The 21,408-nt window shown below is 66.0% G+C and carries 18 protein-coding genes; 8 read left to right on the top strand and 10 right to left on the bottom strand.

From position 1 onward, the window contains the following. Nucleotides 1-80: 80 nt before the first annotated feature. The 6 genes from gyrB to dnaA all read right to left on the bottom strand — a co-directional run bounded on the left by gyrB (nt 81) and on the right by dnaA (nt 8,148). Nucleotides 81-2,090 carry a DNA topoisomerase (ATP-hydrolyzing) subunit B gene (gyrB, locus tag B9Y95_RS08755; RefSeq protein ID WP_079704323.1) on the bottom strand — a complete coding sequence of 670 codons (2,010 nt, stop codon included), beginning with the start codon at nt 2,088-2,090 and terminating at the stop codon, nt 81-83. 123 nt (nt 2,091-2,213) lie between these two features. Next, nucleotides 2,214-2,738, bottom strand: a complete 525-nt coding sequence (locus tag B9Y95_RS08760) for a DciA family protein (RefSeq protein WP_085511498.1) — start codon at nt 2,736-2,738, stop codon at nt 2,214-2,216. Further along, on the bottom strand, nt 2,731-3,960 hold the full coding sequence (gene recF / locus B9Y95_RS08765; RefSeq protein ID WP_085511732.1) for a DNA replication/repair protein RecF: 1,230 nt from the start codon (nt 3,958-3,960) through the stop codon (nt 2,731-2,733). The genes B9Y95_RS08760 and recF overlap by 8 nt, the downstream gene beginning before the upstream one ends. A 160-nt stretch (nt 3,961-4,120) precedes the next feature. Beyond that, nucleotides 4,121-5,011: a phosphogluconate dehydrogenase (NAD(+)-dependent, decarboxylating) gene (gene gnd / locus B9Y95_RS08770; protein WP_064294036.1), complete on the bottom strand. Its 891-nt coding sequence runs from the start codon at nt 5,009-5,011 to the stop codon at nt 4,121-4,123. A 17-nt stretch (nt 5,012-5,028) separates the two neighbouring features. Further along, complete coding sequence (gene dnaN, locus B9Y95_RS08775; protein WP_064294037.1) at nt 5,029-6,180, bottom strand: DNA polymerase III subunit beta; 1,152 nt, start codon at nt 6,178-6,180, stop codon at nt 5,029-5,031. A gap of 546 nt (nt 6,181-6,726) precedes the next feature. Next, on the bottom strand, nt 6,727-8,148 hold the full coding sequence (gene dnaA, locus B9Y95_RS08780) for a chromosomal replication initiator protein DnaA (RefSeq protein WP_064294038.1): 1,422 nt from the start codon (nt 8,146-8,148) through the stop codon (nt 6,727-6,729). 327 nt (nt 8,149-8,475) lie between these two features. Between dnaA and rpmH the strand changes: the two genes are divergently transcribed. The 8 genes from rpmH to B9Y95_RS08820 all read left to right on the top strand — a co-directional run bounded on the left by rpmH (nt 8,476) and on the right by B9Y95_RS08820 (nt 15,597). Continuing rightward, a complete protein-coding gene (rpmH, locus tag B9Y95_RS08785) occupies nt 8,476-8,613 on the top strand; it encodes a 50S ribosomal protein L34 (protein WP_056010217.1) in 138 nt (45 codons plus the stop codon). A gap of 7 nt (nt 8,614-8,620) precedes the next feature. Beyond that, nucleotides 8,621-8,983, top strand: a complete 363-nt coding sequence (rnpA, locus tag B9Y95_RS08790; protein WP_085511499.1) for a ribonuclease P protein component — start codon at nt 8,621-8,623, stop codon at nt 8,981-8,983. Further along, nucleotides 8,980-9,291 carry a membrane protein insertion efficiency factor YidD gene (yidD, locus tag B9Y95_RS08795; protein WP_079003764.1) on the top strand — a complete coding sequence of 104 codons (312 nt, stop codon included), beginning with the start codon at nt 8,980-8,982 and terminating at the stop codon, nt 9,289-9,291. The genes rnpA and yidD overlap by 4 nt, the downstream gene beginning before the upstream one ends. Nucleotides 9,292-9,300: 9 nt before the next feature. After that, nucleotides 9,301-10,284 carry a membrane protein insertase YidC gene (yidC, locus tag B9Y95_RS08800; protein WP_064294040.1) on the top strand — a complete coding sequence of 328 codons (984 nt, stop codon included), beginning with the start codon at nt 9,301-9,303 and terminating at the stop codon, nt 10,282-10,284. 8 nt (nt 10,285-10,292) lie between these two features. Continuing rightward, complete coding sequence (locus B9Y95_RS08805; RefSeq protein WP_064294041.1) at nt 10,293-10,796, top strand: Jag family protein; 504 nt, start codon at nt 10,293-10,295, stop codon at nt 10,794-10,796. A gap of 30 nt (nt 10,797-10,826) precedes the next feature. Next, nucleotides 10,827-11,468, top strand: a complete 642-nt coding sequence (gene rsmG / locus B9Y95_RS08810; RefSeq protein WP_085511500.1) for a 16S rRNA (guanine(527)-N(7))-methyltransferase RsmG — start codon at nt 10,827-10,829, stop codon at nt 11,466-11,468. A gap of 2,060 nt (nt 11,469-13,528) precedes the next feature. Further along, a complete protein-coding gene (locus B9Y95_RS08815) occupies nt 13,529-14,539 on the top strand; it encodes a ParA family protein (RefSeq protein WP_085511501.1) in 1,011 nt (336 codons plus the stop codon). Beyond that, on the top strand, nt 14,539-15,597 hold the full coding sequence (locus B9Y95_RS08820; RefSeq protein ID WP_085511502.1) for a ParB/RepB/Spo0J family partition protein: 1,059 nt from the start codon (nt 14,539-14,541) through the stop codon (nt 15,595-15,597). The genes B9Y95_RS08815 and B9Y95_RS08820 overlap by 1 nt, the downstream gene beginning before the upstream one ends. 310 nt (nt 15,598-15,907) lie before the next feature. Here the strand turns inward: B9Y95_RS08820 and trxA are convergent, their stop codons facing one another. The 4 genes from trxA to B9Y95_RS08840 all read right to left on the bottom strand — a co-directional run bounded on the left by trxA (nt 15,908) and on the right by B9Y95_RS08840 (nt 21,384). Further along, nucleotides 15,908-16,228, bottom strand: coding sequence for a thioredoxin (gene trxA, locus B9Y95_RS08825; RefSeq protein ID WP_064294045.1), 321 nt, complete (start codon nt 16,226-16,228; stop codon nt 15,908-15,910). 45 nt (nt 16,229-16,273) lie between these two features. Beyond that, nucleotides 16,274-17,284 (bottom strand): thioredoxin-disulfide reductase, encoded by a 1,011-nt coding sequence (trxB, locus tag B9Y95_RS08830; RefSeq protein WP_085511503.1) that lies wholly within the window; start codon nt 17,282-17,284, stop codon nt 16,274-16,276. A gap of 151 nt (nt 17,285-17,435) precedes the next feature. Next, the gene (gene murJ / locus B9Y95_RS08835; protein ID WP_085511504.1) at nt 17,436-19,052 is read right to left on the bottom strand and encodes a murein biosynthesis integral membrane protein MurJ; all 1,617 of its coding nucleotides are present in this window, start codon (nt 19,050-19,052) and stop codon (nt 17,436-17,438) included. After that, nucleotides 19,045-21,384 (bottom strand): DUF6049 family protein, encoded by a 2,340-nt coding sequence (locus tag B9Y95_RS08840; RefSeq protein WP_123539774.1) that lies wholly within the window; start codon nt 21,382-21,384, stop codon nt 19,045-19,047. Before B9Y95_RS08840 ends, murJ begins: the two co-directional genes overlap by 8 nt. Nucleotides 21,385-21,408 lie beyond the last annotated feature (24 nt).

Consider the following 21,408-nt stretch of genomic DNA (forward strand, 5'->3'; position numbering starts at 1 on the left):
CTTGTCGAAGGGCCTGTTTGGTGCGAGGTGGATCACTTCGACAAGCTCAGTGACCGGTGGATGAGGGTGGTTCGTGCCACTCAGATGTCGAGGAAGCGGACGTCTTTCGCGTTCTTCTGGATGAAGGTCCGTCGGGACTCCACGTCCTCGCCCATGAGCGTGGAGAAGATCTCATCGGCAGCAGCGGCGTCGTCGAGGGTGACCTGGAGGAGCGTCCGCGTCTGCGGGTCCATCGTGGTCTCCCACAGCTCCTTGTAGTTCATCTCGCCGAGACCCTTGTAGCGCTGGATCCCGTTCTCCTTCGGGATGCGCTTGCCCGAGGCGACACCGTCGGTGAGGAGGGCGTCGCGCTCGCGGTCGCTGTACACGTACTGGTGGTCGGCGTTCGACCACTTCAGGCGGTAGAGCGGCGGCTGCGCGAGGTACACGTAGCCGAGGTCGACGAGCGGACGCATGTAGCGGAACAGGAGCGTCAGCAGCAGCGTCGTGATGTGCTGGCCGTCGACGTCGGCATCGGCCATGAGCACGATCTTGTGGTACCGCACCTTGTCGGGGTTGAAGTCCTCACCGATGCCGGCACCGAAAGCCGTGATCATGGCCTGGACCTCGTTGTTCGCGAGCGCGCGGTCGAGGCGTGCCTTCTCGACGTTGAGGATCTTGCCACGGAGCGGGAGGATCGCCTGGGTCTCCGGGTTGCGACCCTGCACGGCGGAGCCGCCTGCGGAGTCACCCTCGACGATGAAGATCTCGGACAGCGACGGGTCCTTCGACTGGCAGTCCTTGAGCTTGCCGGGCATGCCGCCACCCTCGAGGAGGCCCTTGCGGCGGGCCGTCTCACGCGCCTTCCGGGCGGCGAGACGAGCGGTCGCGGCCTGCAGCGCCTTCCGGATGATCTCCTTAGCCTGGTTGGGGTTGCGGTCGAACCAGTCGTTGAGCTGCTCGCTCACGACCTTCTGCACGAACGCCTTCGCCTCGGTGTTGCCGAGCTTGGTCTTCGTCTGGCCCTCGAACTGCGGCTCGGAGAGCTTGACGGAGATGACGGCGGTGAGACCCTCGCGGACGTCGTCGCCGGAGAGGTTGTCGTCCTTCTCCTTGAGGATGCCCTTCTCACGTGCGTATCGGTTCACGAGCGTGGTGAGCGCCGCACGGAACCCTTCCTCGTGGGTGCCGCCCTCGTGCGTGTTGATCGTGTTCGCGTAGGTGTGGACACTCTCGTTGTACGCCGTCGTCCACTGCATCGCGACCTCGAGCGCGATCTTGCGCTCGGTGTTCTCCGACTCGAAGGAGATGATCTCGTCGTGGACGAGCTCGGCACGCTTGGCCTTGTTCAGGTACTCGACGTAGTCCTCGAGACCGCGCTCGTAGAAGAAGACGTCCTTGCGCTGCGAGTGGGCCGCCGAGTTGTCGTCGACGTCCTCGGCCTCGATGGCGTCGCGCAACGGCCGCTCGTCAGCGAGCTCGATTCGAAGGCCCTTGTTGAGGAACGCCATCTGCTGGAAGCGGGTCCGGAGCGTCTCGTAGTCGAACTCCGTCGTCTCGAACGTCTCGGCGCTCGGCCAGAAGGTGATCGTGGTACCCGTCTCGGAGGACGGCTCGTCCTCGTGGAGCGGGGCGTCGGGGACACCGTGCTGGAAACTCTGACGCCAGACCGAACCCTGACGACGGACCTCGACCGAGAGGCGCGTGGACAGTGCGTTGACGACGGACGAACCGACGCCGTGGAGCCCACCGGAGACCGCGTACCCGCCGCCACCGAACTTGCCGCCGGCGTGCAGGATGGTCAGGACGACCTCGACGGTCGACTTCTTCTCGACCGGGTGGATGTCGACCGGGATGCCTCGACCGTTGTCGATGACGCGGACGCCGCCGTCCTCGAGGATGGTCACGAGGATCGTGTCGCAGTAGCCGGCGAGGGCCTCGTCCACGGAGTTGTCGACGATCTCGTAGACCAGGTGGTGCAGACCACGTGGACCGGTGGACCCGATGTACATACCGGGCCGCTTCCGGACGGCTTCGAGACCTTCGAGAACCTGGATGGCACTTGCGCCGTAATCAGAGTCTTGGGCGTGCGTGTTGGGTTCTGATGTCATAGGAAAAGAGGGCTCCAAACCGTCGAGATTCGACCGTTCCATCCTACCAAACAGACCCCGTGAAGCCGCGAGAAAACGCCCGTTTGAGGCACTTTTCCGTGCCCGGAGGCCGTATTTGCCTCCCTAGCCGTAAGTATCGCGTGGACCACGCCCTGGGATCGACCTGGGGCCTCTTTTCCAGGAGGGTGCTCCGGGGCCCTGGAAACGGATCGTGTCGACACCGGCGTCGGGATAGCGTTCGGCGATGCGGACGAGGATCTCGTGGCGCATGTGGCGCAGCTGTGTCGCCCAGGCCGTCGACTGGCATTGCACGAGCAGGACGCCGTCCGAGATCGACACCGGTTCGGAGTACCTGGCGGTGTCCTCGCCGCACAACTCCGCCCAGTTCCCGAGCACCTCGTGCTGGGCGAGCGGCGAATTCCACCCGAGTCCGGCGGTCAGCGAATCGATGACCGTCCCGAGGCCCTTGGGGTCGCGACCGACACCGTACGGCACCGAGTCCTGGGGCCCCTCGGCCGAGCGTTCCCGGCGCTTGCGGTCACGGGAGACCCGTTCGCCGCCGAAGATCTCCTTGAACCGGAGGTACACCGTGGCGGAGAGTTCCCCCGCCGGGTCGGCATCCCGTCCGAGTCGGCGCGGCTCAGTCATGCGTCGACTCCGCGGGGAGCGGCTCGCTCACGACGGCGGCCTCCTCGTCCGGACCGTCCACGATCCGTCCGGCTTCGATGCGCACGACGTGCGCGGTGAACCGTTCGGGGACGTCGTCGAACACGGCCGCGGTGATGATGACCTGGTCGTACTCCGCGACCGCGGCCGCGAGGCGTTCCCGGCGACGCGAATCGAGCTCGGCGAAGACGTCGTCGAGGATGAGCACCGGATCGCCGAGGGACGAGTCGGCCCGGAGGAGCTCGGCCGAGGCGAGTTTGGCGGCGAGCGCGAACGACCACGATTCGCCGTGGCTCGCGTACCCCTTCACCGGGAGCCCGTTGAGACCGAAGAACACGTCGTCGCGGTGCGGTCCGACGAGCGTCAGGCCACGCTCGAGCTCTGCCGACCGGCGCTGCGCGAGCGCCGCGCGGAACCGTTCCGCGATGCGCCCCAGATCGACGGGCGCGCCCGGCTCGACGCCCTCAGTCGGGTCAGCGGCGGCCGACTCGTCCTCGGCATCGGTGCCGGCGATACTGAGCACGGGCAGGAGGACCGGTCGGTGATCGTCGCCGGCGACGGCCTCGTACGCTCCGCGCAGTGGCCCACCGAGCATGGCCAGGAGCTGCAGGCGTTCGGCGATGATCTCCGTGCCGTACTGCACGAGTCGGTCGTCCCAGAGGTCGAGCGTCGCCAAGGGCCCGGACTTCAGCCCACGCGCCCTCGCCGACTTGAGGAGCGAGTTCCGCTGCTTCAGGGAGCGGTCGTAGTCGGCCATCACGCCGGCCAGCCGTGGGATCCGCTGCACGAGGAGCTGATCGATGAACCGCCGGCGCGCCGACGGGTCGCCGCGGACGATCAAGAGGTCCTCCGGCGCGAAGAGCACCGTGGACACGTACCGCGGCAGTTCACGCGGCTTGATCTGAGACCGGTTCACCTGCGCACGGTTGGCCGAACCCCGGTTGAGCTGCACCTCGGCGAGGAGCTCACGACCGTCGTGCATGATGCGGGCCCGGATGATCGCCGCATCGGCACCGTGTCGGATGAGCGCCTGTTCGGAGGAGACCCGATGGGACCCGAGGCTGCTGAGGTATCCGATCGCCTCGACGAGGTTGGTCTTGCCCTGGCCGTTGCGACCCACGAACAGATTGGGTCCGGGTTCGAGCGCCACGTCGACCACCGCGTAGTTGCGGTAGTCGGTGAGATTCAAGTGCCGCACGATCACCACGTCACCCTACCGCCTCGCCCTGACGCCGAACGGGTCGGGGCGCCGTCGGACGTCCGAGCGCGCCCGTCACGACGACGCAGGGTGAACGAAATCGACCCTCCGGCGAAGCAGAATGCTCCGGGAGGGTCGGTTTCGTTCGTCAGGAGACGTCGTGTCGTCAGTCGTCGGCCTTCTTGACCGCGTGTCCGCCGAACTGGTTGCGGAGTGCGGCGACCGCCTTCATGGCCGGCGAGTCCTCCTGGCGCGAGACGAAGCGGGCGAAGATCGATGCCGAGATGGTCGGGACGGGCACCGCGTTCGCGATGGCCTCCTCGATCGTCCAGCGGCCCTCACCCGAGTCCTCGACGTAGCCCTCGATCTGCTCGAAGTCCGGGTCCTCCTCGAGGGCGCGGACGAGGAGCTCGAGCAACCAGGACCGCACGACGGTACCGCGCTGCCAGGCCTTGAAGGTGCCGGGGACGTCCTTGATGATGTCCTCGCGCTTGTCGAGGAGCTCGAAGCCCTCGGCGTACGCCTGCATGAGCGCGTACTCGATGCCGTTGTGCACCATCTTCGCGTAGTGGCCGGCGCCGACCTCTCCGACGTGGACGAAGCCCTCATCGCGCGGGCCTTCAGGACGCAGGGCGTCGAAGACGGGCATGACCCGCTCCACCTGCTCCTTGGAACCGCCGACCATGAGGCCGTATCCGTTGTCGACACCCCAGACACCGCCGGAGACGCCGGCATCGATGTAGTCGATGCCCTTCGCCGACAGGAGTTCAGCGTGCTTGAAGTCGTCCGTGAAGCGGCTGTTGCCGCCGTCGATGATCAGGTCGCCGGCCTCGAGTAGGCCGTTCAGCTCCTCGACGACGGAGTCGGTGATGGCCCCGGCGGGGACCATGACCCAGACCGTGCGAGGTGCCGGGAGCGCAGCGACGAGGTCGCTGATCGTCGCGACGTCGGTGACATCGGGGTTCCGGTCGAAACCGGTGACCTCGATGCCGTTCGCACGCAGACGCGTGCGCATGTTGTTGCCCATCTTGCCGAGACCGACGAGACCGATGTGCATGGTGGATCCTTTGCGTGTCAGCGCAGCAGCAGGTTCGGCTGCAGCAGGTACTTGTAGCTGTCGGCACCCGGCTGGTCCTTGGAGGATTGGCTCGTGATGAGCATGGGTCCCGGCTTGTTCGTGTTCTCCGTCTTCGTGAACGAGAACCGCACGTACTCGCTCCGGACCGCGGTCAGACCGTCGATCAGGAACTGCGGCTTGAGGGAGAGCACGATGTCGTCGCCGGTGAGGAGGGCGTCGATGCCCTCGGATGCCTGCGCCTGCTCGGATCCGACGGCCTCGAGCGTGAGGCCGTCGATGGTGAAGGTGAAGCGGAGGGCCGCTTCGCGCTCGAGGACGAGCGACATGCGCCTGGTCGCCTCGATGAGTTCCGCGGTGTTGATGATCGCGTAGTTGTCGGTCGTCTCGGGGAAGAGCCGCTTGACCGGCGGGAAGTTGCCCTTGATCAGCAGCGAGGTGACCGTCTTGCGGTCGGCCCGGAACGCGATGAGCTCGCGGTCGTCGCGATTCGTGATCGCGACGTTGATGTTGCCGCTGTGGCCGAAGGTCTTGCCGACCTCCTGGAGGGTGCGAGCCGGCACGAGAGCCGTGATCGTCTCGCTGGAACCGTCGCCCTGGCCCGAGTCCCAGTCGATCTCGCGGACCGCGACCCGGTAACGGTCGGTCGCGACGAGGCTGAGGCTCGTCTTGGAGACCTCGAGCTGCACGCCGGTGATGACCGGGGTCACGTCGTCGCGGCTTGCGGCGACGGCGACCTGGCTCACAGCGGTTGCGAACTCGTCGGCCGGCACGAGGCCGAAGTCGGCGTCGACCTGCGGGATCGTCGGGTACTCCTCGACGGGCATCGATCCGAGGGTGAACCGGGCCGAACCACAGGTGACCTCGATGCGGTTCTCCACCTTGCTGAACCGGACGGGCGCGTTCGGGAGTCTGCTGGCGATCTCCGAGAGCAGCCGGCCGTTGACGAGTGCCGTACCGGCCTCCTCGACCTCGGCCGCGATGCCGGTCTGGCTGGAGACCTCGTAGTCGAAGGAGGACAGGATGAGACCGTCGTCACCGGCTTCGATGAGGATGCCGTTGAGGATCGGCAGCGTCGGGCGCTGCGGGAGCAGCTTCACTGCGAACGAGACGGCTTCGCTGAATACATCCCGGTTGACGCTGAATCGCACGACAAGTCCCCTGTCTCTGGCTCTCGATGACGTCACCAATGCTAGTGGGTCTGCTTCCGCGGTCGAGTGGGACGAGGTGCTGTGGAGAAGCGAGCCTGGGGAAAGGTTGTTTGGCGGAGAGATCATTGAATTAACGGTTAACAGTCTTAACCGGTGTGGAAACTGTGGATAAGTCCGCCGAACCCGCTCGAACACAGGGAACTACATGTGTGTAACTTGGTGGTGGCCTGTGGAGAGAACGACACGAGGGTGTGGGGCGCGGAGGCCGGTGAACGATGTTCACTCACAAGCCCGCCCGGAGCTTCCACATCTCTCCACAGGTTATCCACAGGGCTGCGAGGCCGGAATGTGGAGAGATCGGGCCCGGATCATGTCGTCGAATGAGCGCTCGTCGTCGCCTGATGAACGAAAACGGCCCCTCGGGCGCACCGAGTGCGTCGAGGGGCCGGAAACGTTCACCAGGACGCGTCAGGCGCCGTAGCGGTTCCCCGGTCCCCGAGCCTGTCGAGGGGCGGCACTTCGACAGGCTCAGTGACCGGTCAGGGGTCAGGCGCCGTAGCGGAGGTTCTGCTTGATGCGGCTCGTGAGCTCGGTCACCTGGTTGTAGATCGAGCGCTTCTCCTGCATGAGGTCGGTGATCTTCCGGTTGGCGTACATGACCGTCGTGTGGTCCCGGTTGCCGAACAGCTGACCGATCTTCGGGAGCGAGAGGTTCGTGAGCTCGCGACAGAGGTACATCGCGATCTGCCTCGCCGTCGCCACGGCCTGCGACCTGCTCGAGCCGTACAGGTCGTCGACCGAGAGCTTGAAGTAGTCGGCCGTCGTGTTGATGATGTCGATCGGCGAGATGACATTGTCGTCGTCGAGGCTGATGACGTCCTTCAGCACCGTCTGGGCGAGCGTCATGTCGACGGCCGTCCGGTTCAGGCTCGCGAACGCGACGACCCGGATGAGCGTGCCTTCCAGCTCACGGATGTTGCTCGACACCTTGGTGGCGATGAACTCGAGGACCTCGTCCGGGATGTGCAGCTTCTCGTTCTGCGCCTTCTTGCGCAGGATCGCGATGCGGGTCTCGAGGTCGGGAGCCTGGACGTCGGTGATGAGTCCCCACTCGAAGCGCGAACGCATCCGCTCTTCGAAGCCGGTGAGTGCCTTCGGCGGCAGGTCGCTGGTGATGACCACCTGCTTGTTGTGATCGTGCAGGGTGTTGAAGGTGTGGAAGAACGCCTCCTGCGTCTCCGCCTTGCCCTGGAGGAACTGGATGTCGTCGATCAGCAGGATGTCGATGTCGCGGTACCGCGACTGGAAGAACGAGCCGCGGTTGTTCGCGATCGAGTTGATGAAGTCGTTCGTGAACTCCTCGCTGGACACGTACCGGACGCGGATCCCTGCGTAGAGGTTCATCGCGTAGTGGCCGATGGCGTGGAGGAGGTGGGTCTTGCCGAGTCCGGAGTCGCCGTACACGAACAGCGGGTTGTAGGCCTTGGCCGGCGCTTCGGCCACCGCGACCGCGGCCGCGTGCGCGAACCGGTTGGACTGGCCGATGACGAAGTTGTCGAAGCTGTACTTCGGGTTGAGTCGGGTGTCGTTCTCGCGCGCCGGCAAGGTGGGCGTCGGGGTCAGCTGCGGCTGCGGTGACTCGAGCGGTGCCGGGTCGATGTGCTGGAAGCCGGTCTGCTCGTACCGTTCCTCGACGATGTCGGGGTTGACGACGATCGCGTAGTTGCCGACGGGGCCGCCGTCGACGATGGACGCGAGTGCGGCGAGGATCGGTGCCCGCATGCGCTGGTTGAGCATGCCCATCGTGAACTCGTTGGGCACCTCGAGGTAGAAGGTGCCGCCCATGATGCCCTTGGGGACGATGAGGTTGAGGAACCCGCGGAGCGGCGGGGTGATGCGGTCGTCGACGGAGAGGATCTCGAGCACCGATTGCCAGGTCTCAGCGATCGCATCGTCGGCGTCCGACATAGTTCTCCCCACACATACTCACAGGTTCATCCACAGGCTCTCCCCTGAGTATTCGGGGCTGAGCGCGGTGCTATCCACACGCTGTGCATAACCCGAGGGCTTACGCTAACAACACGTCGCCCCAGTCCCAAATCACTGTACGGCCGCCCTGCGTGTCACTGCTACAATTTCTGAGAATCCTGTGGATAATCATTCGTTTGGGCGCCGCTGGTTTGACCTTCGCGCGAGTAGACCGTAGGTTTAATCAGTTGACTTCTGCCCACGGGCACCCTTCCGTACCCTGCTGCCACCTGTGCAGTGGTGGGTCATGATCCGGAGATCGTAATTATGAGCAAGAGAACCTTCCAGCCGAACAACCGTCGTCGCGCCAAGAAGCACGGCTTCCGTCTGCGCATGCGCACGCGTGCCGGCCGCGGCATCCTGTCGGCTCGTCGCGCCAAGGGCCGCACCGAACTCTCCGCGTAGAGCCGTCGTGCTCGAGCGTGCGAGCCGGATCACGTCCGGCGACGACTACCGAGGGGTAGTTCGTCGCGGGTCCCGGTTCGTCGGCGAGCACACGGTCACGTACGTACGCATGAACCCGAAGGGTGGACAGCCGCGCTTCGGGTTCATCGTTGCGAAAACGGTCGGAAACGCAGTGACCCGCAATCTCGTCAGACGGCGCTTGAAGGCCATCTGCCACGACAGCGTCGTTCACGCTGCCCGCGGCGCTGACGTGGTCATCCGTGCCCTGCCGTCTGCAGCGACGGCTCCGTTCGCCTCGCTCCATGCCGAGGTCGACCGCGCCTTCGCCAAACGCGGCGTCACCGCCGAGGCTGCGGAAGCGCACCGATGAACGGCGTCCTCGCTGCCACCTGCCTGGCGCCCCGCAATGCTGCGGTGTTGGCGCTTCGTGGGTATCGCGCTGCGATCTCCCCGCTGTACGGCGACGTCTGCCGGTATTACCCCAGCTGTTCCGCGTACGCTCTGGGAGCGGTGCAGCAACACGGTGTCGTCGTCGGTTCGGCGATGGCAGCGGCCCGCATCGCGAGATGCCACCCCTGGGCAGCACCTCGTTTCGACGAGGTACCGCCCAAGAAGAACTTCCGGTACAGCGTCACTTCTCACGGATTTGTCGTGCAACCGAGCCACGGAAAGGGCTGACCCGCACCTATGGACATCATCGGCACAATTCTCTGGCCGCTCAAGTGGGCGGTCGAGCTGCTCCTCGTGGGCTGGCACCTGCTGTGGACGGCCATCGGACTCGACCCCGCGGCCGGTCTGACCTGGGTCCTCTCGATCGTCGGGCTCGTCCTCGTCGTCCGTGCCGCGCTCATCCCCCTGTTCATCAAGCAGATCAAGAGCCAGCGCAAGATGCTCGAGATCGCGCCGCAGATGAAGAAGGTGCAGGAGAAGTACAAGGGCAAGCGCGACCAGGCAAGCCGCGAGGCGATGTCCCGCGAGACGATGGAGCTGTACAAGAAGCACGGCACCTCGCCCGTCAGCGGATGTCTGCCGCTTCTGGTCCAGATGCCGATCTTCTTCGCCCTGTTCTCCGTGCTCAACGACGCCCAGAAGAGCAAGGCCGGCGTCGGCCCCCTGAACGAGACCCTTGCCGTGCAGTTCGGCGACGCGAACCTGTTCGGGATCGCACCGCTGCACACGAGCATGCAGGCGGCACTCGCCGGCAACCCGGTCAACTGGGCGGTCGTCATCATCGCCGCCGTCATGGTCATCCTGATGTGCGCTTCGCAGTTCATCACGCAGCTGCAGATCGTCTCGAAGAACATGTCGGCCGAGACGAAGGCGAGCCCGCAGTTCAAGCAGCAGCGGATCCTCCTCTACATCCTGCCGTTCGTGTTCCTCTTCTCCGGCTTCGCCTTCCCGCTCGGCGTCATGTTCTACTGGCTGACGTCCAACGCGTGGACGATGGTGCAGCAGTTCCTCGTCATCCGGAACATGCCGACGCCTGGTTCCGACGCCGCGAAGGCTCGTGAGGAGCGTCTCGCGCGGAAGGGCAAGCTCATGACGCCGAACGGCGACGTCATCTCGATCTCCGAGGCGCCGGTACCCGAGAAGAAGACCCCGACGCAGCGCCAGCAGCCCATGGGCAAGGCGCGTGCGAAGAAGCAGCAGACCGACGGACGAGACAAGTAGGAGTATCGGTGACTGACCAGGAACTGGCCCCGGCCCAGGACGAAGCACCCACCATCACGCAGCTCGAAGAAGAGGGCGACGTCGCAGCGGACTACATCGAGGAGTTCCTCGACATCTGCGACATCGATGGCGACATCGACATCGATGCCCGCAATGGTCGTGCGTACGTGTCGATCGACTCCCCCACGGAGAGCAACCTGCGTCTCCTGTCGCGTCCCGACACGGTCAACGCGCTGCAGGAGTTGACCCGCCTGGCTGTGCAGAACCGTACTGGTGGCTTCTCCCGGCTGATCCTCGACATCGGCGGATCCCGCGAAGCGCGTCAGCAGGAGCTCGGCGCCCTCGTGGAGCGAGCGGTCGAGCGCATCGAGGCCGGTTCCACCGAGGCGGCACTCCCCCCGATGTCGAGCTACGAGCGCAAGCTCGTCCACGACATCGTGTCGGCTCGCGGTTTCGTGTCCGAGTCGCACGGCGAAGGCCGCGACCGTCACACCGTCATCACCCGCGGCTGACGCGGCCTGATCGTTTCACGTGAAACTGCGATGACTGACGTGCCTGCAGGACTCGAGCCGGAACCGGCGGAAGCAGCCGAATTGTTCGGCGACCGGATCGATGTCGGTCGTGCCTTTGCCGCGAACCTTGCGGAGTTCGGTGAGCCACTCGGCTTGATCGGGCCGCTGGAGCTTCCGCGTCTCTGGACGCGGCACATCCTCAACAGCGCGATCGTGGCGCCGCTCCTTCGTCCCGGCCGAGTCGGCGACGTCGGCACTGGAGCTGGGCTGCCTGGACTGGTCCTTGCGATCGCTCGGCCGGACGTCGAGTTCGTGCTCATCGAACCGATGGAACGTCGGGTCGCCTGGCTCAACGATCAGGTCGGCGTCCTCGGGCTCGAGAACGTCACCGTCGTGCGAGCGCGCGCTGAGGAGGTTCGCCTCGATGAGCCCCTCGACCAGGTGACTGCGCGGGCGGTCAGTGCGCTCCGCAAGTTGCTCCCCCTCACCGCTCCCCTGCTTCGGGACGGCGGAGAGCTGGTCCTCATGAAGGGCGCCGGCGCACAGGCGGAGGTCGACGCGTCGACCAAGGAGCTTCGCAAACACCGGGTCTCCGGCGTCCAGGTTCGAACACTTGGTGAGGGTGTTCTCGCGGAGCCGACCCGAGTCATCGTGGGAACCGTTCGCGGCTGAACGCGGACGGGAGCTCTTGGTATCTCTGCGAGGGGCACCGCAGGCGATATCTGGCGGTCCGCGAGCTCTCGGGAGAATGGCTCCTGACGAACCGGCCGAGAAAAATGGGCCAGTTCAGGGGCGCTGAGTGCGTCAGGATCGATTCTCCGCTCCATTCGTACACGAATCTGGCCCGCTCGGCGGTCTGATTCGAGTGTTGTCGGACACTTGCCAGCGGTGTTCCTCCTGGTATCTCATATATCTTAACCTCCTGGCACGTAGCCAGACTCGCGATGCGGCGCCGGTATCGCCAGAGACGGGCGACGATGCTCCGCGCTCCGGTGATCGGCGCACCCAGACGTCGAGGCGCCACGCGGCGGCCGGCCATCAAGCTGTCCCTTCGGAGATGGCGTACGAGTGCGGTGGCGCCACGGTGTACCTCGCGGGTCGCGGTGATCCGGCCGGGCTTGTCAGGGACCCCTCGTCGTCGTCCGAAGCCGTGCTGGGTAGGTCACACAGATGATGCTCGGTTGCAGGGCCGGCTAGGATGCGTCGCCCGTCTCACCCGTTCAGCTGACTCGCGGTGGTGCGGCTCGTCGTGGACCTCTTGTGTCTGCGCATGATGGCGGTTTGTAGTCCGACACCCGTCGGATGAACGGTAGGTGTGTGGGTGTCGGCGTGGGTGTTGGCTGAGGTGGGGGGCGAGTTGCCGGCGGACGGAGGTGAGAACAGTCCCCCTCGCCGCTGCCGTTGCATCGAAGGCGCCCTGCTCGCGGAGGCTCTTCGGCGCGGAGCGGTCACATCGGAGCGCAATTCTCCCAGCTTTTACTCACTGCCTGATGCGCAGGCGACGAGCTGCAGTGCACGGTGGGCCTTCACCTGACCACGTGTCGAGATGCGTCGAAGTTGCGCAGGTCCTGTCCGTTACTCCTGTCTGTCTGTACCAGGCAGGCATACCCACTAGAGACCATGGATCAGACAGTGCCGGAGGAGAGGAGCATGTCAGCGGACGACTGAGGTCGGGCGAGGTTTCACGTGGAACCTTGGAGGTTGCCTGTCACCCCAGTGGGTCCGTCTCGGGAGTGACCACGTTGACATGGAATCGGGACCGAACTCATGCAGCGGATGCTCGCAGGAGGTGCCGACCGCCATGGATGGTGCTGAACAGGGACGGTGTTTCACGTGAAACATGGCGGGCGGACGGCTCCGACCTGGCCACGATGTACTCGCGGACACGAGTTGATTCTGATGGGCGCATTGTGCGGTGACAGGCTGATGTGTATTCGAGATCACACCTATCCGTCGCGTAAGCCCTGTGGAGCGTGTTCCACGTGAAACATCGGCCGAATACGGCGGTCCGAGTGAGAATCAGACTTGCGGCGTGATGCTTCGTCGTCAACACTCCCCCAGTGTTGGAACACACCAGTGAGGTGATCGGTGGACTGCGGGCGGAGGCTGACGGGGCGACGTCTGAGGTGAACCTCGGGCGGGCTCGTGGTGCACAGAGTCCTGGTTTCACGTGAAACACTGGCGCGGACTTGCGGCAGTGGAACAGCCCTGCAGCACACGAGTGTGTGGAGCTGGCGTCTGTGGATAAGTCTGTGGACAGTTCTCGTGAGGAACGGCAGGAAGTGGCGACCCTGCGCTCAGAAGCGAGCCACATCCCGCGCGTCTCCGTCCTGTGTTCACGCCACACTGGGCCGACAACCCGGACGTGCCAGACTCGGAGGGGAGCCGTTCGGGTGCGAACTTCCGCGGAAAGACGCGGATCTCTGCCTGATGGTAGAGGAACTTGCCCCCACGGTTGTCAACACACGTCCGCCGGGCTCGTCTTGGGTTGGTGTGTCCAGCATCGATCTGCACGCGCTGGGGGCACGCGGTTGCGCGGGATCGCGCATATCGGAGGCCTGTGGATAACCCTGTGGAAGAAGAAGGGCGAGGCGTCTCTTCTGGACGACACGTGGGGCGTTCGACGATCTTCGGGTGTCGCGAAATGGCGCTCGAGAGCCAAGGCCCGGGCGCACTCCCCCGATCACTGTCGGAGATCGCTCCCCTGGCGTCAGCCCACGCTGGTACGGTTGATGTACACGTTTCGAGCGAGAAGGTTTCACGTGAAACAACCCGAACCAACGCATTCCGCGGCTCCCGAGCGCGACTCCGTTGGTAGCGCCTTCGACGCGTCCACGCCGTTGGCTCGCGAGCTCCATCATCTGACTGAGAGGCGTAAAGCCTTGGCTCACGCAACCCTGCCGACGCCCGATCACACTCGGGTCTTCACGGTCTCCAACCAGAAGGGTGGGGTCGGCAAGACGACGACCACCGTCAACATCGGCGCCGCCCTCGCCCGTTCGGGTGCACGTGTCCTCGTGATTGATCTGGATCCCCAGGGGAACGCATCGACTGCGCTCGGCGTCGAGCACCACTCTGATGTCCCGAGCGTGTACGACGTCCTGATCGACGACTTCCCCCTGGCCGATGTCGTCCAGCAGAGCCCGGAGTTCCCCACGCTGTTCTGCGCTCCCTCGACGATCCATCTTGCCGGTGCGGAGATCGAACTCGTGTCGCAGGTCGCGCGTGAGCACCGACTCCGCACGGCGCTCGAACAGTTCATTCAGGACGCCGAAGAGCCGTTCCACTACGTCCTGATCGATTGCCCGCCGTCCCTCGGCCTCCTGACGATCAATGCCTTCGTCGCGGCCAAAGAGGTGCTCATCCCGATCCAGTGCGAGTACTACGCGCTCGAGGGGTTGAGCCAGCTCCTCAGCAGCATCCAGCTGATCCAGCGGCACCTCAACCCAGGGCTCGCCGTCAGCACCATCCTCCTGACGATGTACGACGGTCGCACCAACCTCGCGCAGCAGGTGGCCCAGGACGTCCGAGACCACTTCAGCGGACAGGTCCTCGAGTCCGTCATCCCACGAGCGGTGCGCATCTCCGAGGCGCCAAGCTTCGGGCAGAGCGTGATCAGCTACGACCCCACGTCGCTCGGCGCGGTGTCCTATCTCGAAGCAGCGGCGGAGATCGCCAACCGATGGGCCGCAGGCTCCTCCGATACACCCGATACGAACCACCCTGAGGGAGTCAGTCACTGATGGCAACGAAACGAACTGGACTCGGTCGCGGGATCGGTGCACTCATTCCGACGACGAGTTCAGACTCGCAGGCGAACCGTCCCGTCGACGTCTTCTTCCCGGACAATCAGGGCACTGCTCGCAAGGCGGCGAAGGACGCTGCGACGGCCGCCGCGGATGCGGCCGCAGCCGAGGCGGCGGCGGTCGACGCTCCGACTGCACCGGACGCCGCTGCTGAGACGACAGATGGCCCGCAGCTCGTGGCCGTTCCCGGTGCCCGTCTGGCGTACCTCTCCCCCGAACTGATCGTGCCGAACGCCAACCAGCCGCGCACGGTCTTCGACGAGGACCACCTCGCCGAACTCGTCACGAGCATCCGTGAGGTCGGCGTGCTGCAGCCGATCGTTGTCCGACCGATTCCTGGCGACGACGAACGATACGAACTCATCATGGGCGAGCGGCGTCTCCGTGCCTCGAAGGAGGTGGGCCTCGACCGCATACCCGCGATCATCAAGGACACCGCCGACGAGGACATGCTGCGCGATGCGCTACTCGAGAACCTGCACCGCTCGGAGCTGAATCCGCTCGAGGAGGCTTCCGCATACCAGCAGCTCCTGGCCGACTTCGGAATCACCCAGGACGAGCTTGCCAACCGCATCGGTCGGTCCCGCCCCCAGATCAGCAACACCATCCGCCTGCTCAAGCTGCCGGCGGCTGTGCAGCAGCGCGTCGCTGCCGGTGTACTGAGCGCCGGACATGCTCGCGCCATCCTGTCGCTGACCGATCCTGAGGCACAGCAGCGACTGGCCGACAAGATCGTGAACGAGGACCTGTCCGTTCGCGCGGCCGAGGCTGCTGCGGCTCAGGGCGTCCAGGCGAAGAAGCCGCGTCCGATCGCCGGGTCGCGACGCGGGCAACTCGATGAGATCGCAGACCGACTCGGCGACCGTCTGAACACCCGCGTGAAAGTGACGCTCGGCGCGAAGAAGGGACAGATGGTCGTGGAGTTCGCGACCATCGCCGACCTGAACCGCATTCTGAGCGAGCTTGGCGAGTCCGGATTCGGCCAGTCTTCCTGACCCTGTTTCACGTGAAACATGGACCGTTCGGCCGCGAGGTTGCTCATGCCCTTCGACAAGCTCGGGGACCGAAATGGCGGGTACAGGAACCGGGATGGGGGCCACAGAAACCGGGATGGCGGGCGCAGGGGCCGGCCGGCGGATCACTCCACCCCGGTCACTGAGCCTGTCGAAGTGCCATAAATACATCATCCGATTTGAAAATCCCTGGCCAAACGGCAATTCACAACGTTTCACGTGAAACGGCCTGACAACGAAGAACCGCCCGACTCATGAGAGCCGGGCGGTTCCGTGATTCAGAAAAACCTGATCAGGCGAGGAAAGCTGCGAGATCCTTCTCGAGTGCTGCCTTCGGCTTGGCACCGATGACGGTCTGCACGACCTCGCCGCCCTTGAAGACCTTCATCGCGGGGATGGAGGTGATCTGGTACTTCATGGCCAGGTTCGGGTTCTCGTCGACGTTCAGCTTGAGAACGGTGATCTTGTCGCTGTTCTCGGAGCCGATCGTGTCGAGGATCGGGCCGACCGCGCGACACGGACCGCACCAGGCGGCCCAGAAGTCGACGAGGACGGGCTTGTCGCTGTTGATGACCAGTTCGTCGAACGTGGCCTCGGTGACTGCATCTGACATGAGTGTTCTCCTTCGTGGTGGCCAGGCCGACAGCCTGGCCGTCGATCAAACGGTGGTGGTGAGCACGGGGTCGGCCGGCTGCGGACGACCGGCCGTCTGTGCTTCGCCGATGGCCGACGCCTCCCCAGTAGCCTGCTCGAGGTCTGCGAGGTAGTGCTCCGCGTCGAGGGCGGCGATGGTGCCGCTGCCGGCCGCGGTGATGGCCTGTCGGTACGTGGGGTCGATGACGTCGCCTGCGGCGAAGACGCCGGGGAGGTTGGTCTTCGACGAGCGGCCCTTGACGGCGATCGTGCCCTCGGGGGCGAGCTCCAGCTGGCCGTGGATGAGGTGCGTGCGCGGGTCGTTGCCGATCGCGATGAACAGGCCTCCGAGTGGCAGGTGGGTCTCCGTGCCATCGGTGGTCGAGCGCAGCGTCACGCCGTCGACGGCGTCGGCACCGGTGATGCCGGCGACTTCACTGTTCCAGATGAACTCGATCTTCTCGTTCGCGAACGCGCGGTCCTGCATGATCTTCGACGCGCGGAGGGTGTCCTTGCGGTGGATGACGTACACCTTCGACGCGAACCGCGTGAGGAAGGTGGCCTCCTCCATGGCGCTGTCGCCGCCGCCGATGACCGCGATCGTCTTCTCCTTGAAGAAGAAGCCGTCGCAGGTGGCGCACCAGGACACACCGTGGCCGGAGAGTCGCTCTTCGTCGTGGAGGCCGAGCTTGCGGTAGGCGGAGCCGGTGGCGAAGATCACGGTGTGGGCCTCGTGCACCTGTCCGTTGCCGAGGGTGACCGTCTTGACGTCGCCGTCGAGCTTGAGCTCGGTGACGTCGTCGTAGAGGACCTCGGTGCCGAACCGCTCGGCCTGCTCCTGGAGCTTCATCATGAGCTCGGGGCCCTGGATGCCCTCGGGGAAGCCGGGGAAGTTCTCGATCTCGGTGGTGTTCATGAGCTCGCCGCCGGCCTCGACCGATGACGCGACGAGCAGCGGCTGCAGCGAGGCGCGGGCAGCGTAGATCGCCGCCGTGTAGCCGGCGGGTCCTGATCCGATGATGATGACCTGACGCACGATGCTCCTCAGTGGTTCGTGGGCTCCCGGACCAGGTGGGTTCCGGGGTTCCGAGTGGTGTAACACATCCTAACCGGCCGCTATTCCGCTCCCCTCGGGGCCTCGGGCAGCTCTCAGCCGGTGTGATCGAGGTGGTGTCGACGCGCGGGTGTCAGCGCCCGAACCTGGCGAGGACGGGCGCCAAGGCCGCCTTGAGCTCGGGAGTGCGCAGGAGGGCGAGCACCGCGAGGTACACGGCGGCCATCGCCGCCCCGACGACGGCCATGGTGACGATGGCGCCGGGGATCGTGGCGGTCGGGAACCCCTCCTCGCTGACACCACCGAGCAGCAGCAGCACGACGACTCCGACCACAGCCGCAGGCACGGCGGCGGTGATGAACCGGACCAGGCTCAGGACGATGCGTCGGCCGTCGAGACCCCCGAGCCGACGACGGAGCAACAGCGCGGCGACCACGGTCTGCGCGACGCATGCGATCGTGATGGCGAGCGCGACGCCGGCAGCCACCAGATGCGGCGGGAGGACCAGCAGCACGATCAGCGCCAGGAGGACGAAGAGAAGGGTCTGGAACAGGGTGAAGAAGAAGGGCGTCTTCGTGTCTCCGAGGGCGTAGAACGCGCGCTGCAGGACGAAGAGGATGCAGAAGGGGACGAGCCCGATCATGAAGGCGATGATGATGCCGCCCATCGCCTGTGCCTGTTCGAACGTCTCGGCGAAGACACTGCCGAACGGCACGGCGACCACCATGATGACGGCCGCCGCGAGCACGATGAGGACGCTCACGACGCGGATGGCCCCGGAGATGTCGACCTGGAGTCGCCGGACGTCTCGCCCGCGCTCGCGCGTGCCCTGCGCGTGCTCGCTCATCCGCGTGAAATAGGCCGTCGCGATCGAGACGGTGATGATCGAGTGCGGGAGCATGAAGATCAGCCAGGCGTAGTTGAGGATCGCGACCGAGGGTCCCTGCTTGCTCACGGAAGCGACGATCTGGGTCTCGACGATCCCCGCACCGGTCGTCAGGAGCAGCATGCCGAAGGTCCAGCTGGCGATCCGCCCGGTGGCGCGGAGGCCGACGCCTCGCCAGTGGAAGTCCGGTCGGAAACGTAGTCCGGCTCGACGCCAGAACAGCATGAGGAACGCGGCCTGGACGACGACGCCGAGGGTGGCGGAGCCTGCGAGGAGCACCGTTCGACCGTCGGTCCACTCGCTGACCGCGAGGTCGCCGCTGCCGTACAGGGTGATGAAGGCGATCAGCCCGGCGATCGCGATGACGTTGTTGAGCACTGGTGCCCAGGTGAACGGCCCGAACATCTTGCGTGCGTTCAGGACCTCGCCGAGGACGGTGTAGAGCGCGTAGAACAGGATCTGCGGGAGACACCAGTAGGCGAACGCCGTCGCGAGCGCGAATTGATCAGGCGACAGCGTCGCGGCGACGATGAACACGAACACGGGTGCGAGCAGGGTGATGAGCGCGGTGGCCCCGCCGATGAAGACGAGGGTGATGGTGATGAGCTTGTTGATGTACGCGTTGCCACCGTCGGCGTGGATCCCCGCACGGACGATCTGCGGCACGAGCACGGCGCTGAGCACGCCACCACCGATGATGACGTAGATCGTGTTCGGGAGCTGGTTGGCGATCGCGAAGGTGTCGCCGATGACCAGGACGCCGATGGCCTGAGCCACGAGGATCGCCTTGACGAAGCCGAGCAGTCGGGAGACGAGGGTTCCCGAGGCGAGGAGCGCGCTCGCCCTGCCGATGCCGTCAGCCATTCGTCTCCTGTCGTCCGGGTGACGACTCTACCTGGGGCTCATCGCCTGGGGGCTGACCGCTGTCCGGAGCACCTGCGGAGGCGACGGACGGGGCACCCGATCCGCGTCGCTTGGCTCGTCGGCTCAGCACCATGCGGACCACACCGCTGACGAACAGCAGGGCGACGAGCAGGGCGAGGACGACGGCACCGATGCCCTCCCAGTCGGCGCGGACGTTCACGCCCACGAACGACTGTTCACCGATCGCCTGCCCGCTGGTGCTGAAGAGTTGCAGCCGGAGGGTGACGTCGCCGTTGCCGATCTGCGACTGCACGGGGACGAGCACGGTGGCGCGCGAGTCCGCGGCGATCTCCTGCGTCACGGAACCGGAGATGCTCAACCGACCGTTGCTCGGTGAGGCCTCCATGACCACGGTGACGGGATAGGGCAGGTCGTTGCGCACAGCGAACGGCAGGGACACCTCGCCGCCGACCATGTTGATGCGACTGCTGTCGGTGACGCGCACCGATGCGAGGACCGTGTCCGTACGTTCCTGCTGCGCGGTGACTGCCGACCCCCAGTCGCCCTCTGCACGCAGCCAGCCGGCTGCGAGGCTGGAGAGCAGGGTGGCGCGTTCCCGTCCGGTCAGCAGCTCGGGTTCGTCGAGCACCGAGGAGAACGCGGTGACGTCCTGTTCCTCGTCGAGGAGGACCTGAACGTCGGACACACGTTCGCTGTCGGGCGCCATCGCCCCGAGCGTCGCCGCGGCCGGAGGCTCGGCGAGCGTCGCCGCGAGGGAGGTCTGCGCGGTGGCCGGCAGGGAGCGGAGTGCGTTGACGGTGTCGCCGAGGGCTGGGAGCGTCGCGTCGACTCCGCGAGGCAGCACGGCGACGACCGTTCCGCCGGTCGAACCCTCCGTGCCGATGGCGGCCGCCCGCGCGTTCACGTCGGCGATGGCGCTCTCGAAGGCGGCGTCCGTCGTGGCCGCGGCGGCCTCGCCCAGCGACTCGGCGAGGCCGTGGTCGGCCAGCAGCGTCTGCGCCGTGCCGACCGTCGCCGAGGCGCGCACGGACTGTCCGGTGTCGGTCGTGTTCGCGGAGTCGAGCATCGTGACCGTTCCACCAGATGCTGCGAAGACGGCGAGATCCGCATCGGTCACCGCGCCTCCCGCCCACACGATGCTGGGGAGCGAGTAACTCCAGCTGAGGAGCTCGTCCATGGTCGGAACGGTCGGCACGGCCTGGCCAGGGGTCTCGGAGGGGCTCGGTGTGGGTGCCGGCTCGTCCGACGGAGTGGCTGCCGCCGATGAGTCGGAGGACGCGGCCGGTGAGGAGCCGGCCTGTGGAGTCGGCTGGCCGTCGTCGGGGCCGGTGGTCGGCGACGTGGTCGGGGTGGGCGTCTCGGTCGGCTGCACGACGGGGAAGTCGGCGATGTTCAGGGCGAAGGAGAACGAGCTCGGGCTCAGCAGTCGGTCGAGGCCGGCTTCGGCCTGGACGGCGGGTTCGGCGTCGCCGTACTGGAGCGCGAAGGTCTCGTTCGGGGCGGCCTCGAGGCGGGCGAGCCAGGCGACGGCGCTCTCCGGTGCGCGCGTGCCGAGCGCACGGATGGACACGATGATGCGTGGGTCGATCCCGAGCGCGATCTGCTCGCCGAAGAGTGCGTCGAGCTGCGTCGCGAGCGCACCGTCGTCGGCCGTGAGCTCGGCGAGTTCGTCCGCATCGAGGAGTCCGCCGTAGCTGAGGGGCACGGTGAGCGGGGCGACGAGCGCGACGGAGGCGGTCGTGGGTTGGCCTTGCGCCCTCCAGACGAGCGCCGTCCGACCTCCGGCCGCCGTGTCGCCGGCGACATAGCCGGCTGAGACGCCGTAGGAACCCCAGGCGTCGGCGTCATCGAACCCCAGCGCCGGAGGAGTGAAGTCGAGCCCGCTGACGACGTACTGCTGTCCGGCGATGAGCTCGGGGATGTCGATCGTCCGCACCACGGTGGTGCCGGCGGGCGTCGCGGCCGCGTCCGCCCCGGTCGTGTCGAGCCAGGCGTCGAGCGCCTCCGTGCCGGTGATCCGCGCCGTGGTGACCGCCACGGACACGGAGCCGGCGGGGAGGTCGGCGTCGGTGCCGTTCGTGAGCGTGATGCCGAACGAGGTGAGGGACGAGGGTTCGACCGCTCCCCCGTTGCTCGGGCTCACCTCGACGGAAACGAGACCGTCGGGAGTCGATGCCGTGTTCGCGCTCGTCTCCGGCGAGGCGATCGCGCTGGAACCCGTGGACCAACCGCCGGCGGACACCACGGCGAACGACAGCGCGGCTGCTGCGAGGGCGCTGAGGAGGCGTGGGCGGTGGCGGTGATGTGTCATGGGCGGTGGGGACGATCCGCTCGG

This window comes from Plantibacter flavus, assembly GCF_900177615.1.
In the GTDB taxonomy this organism is placed as follows: Bacteria; Actinomycetota; Actinomycetes; order Actinomycetales; family Microbacteriaceae; genus Plantibacter; species Plantibacter flavus.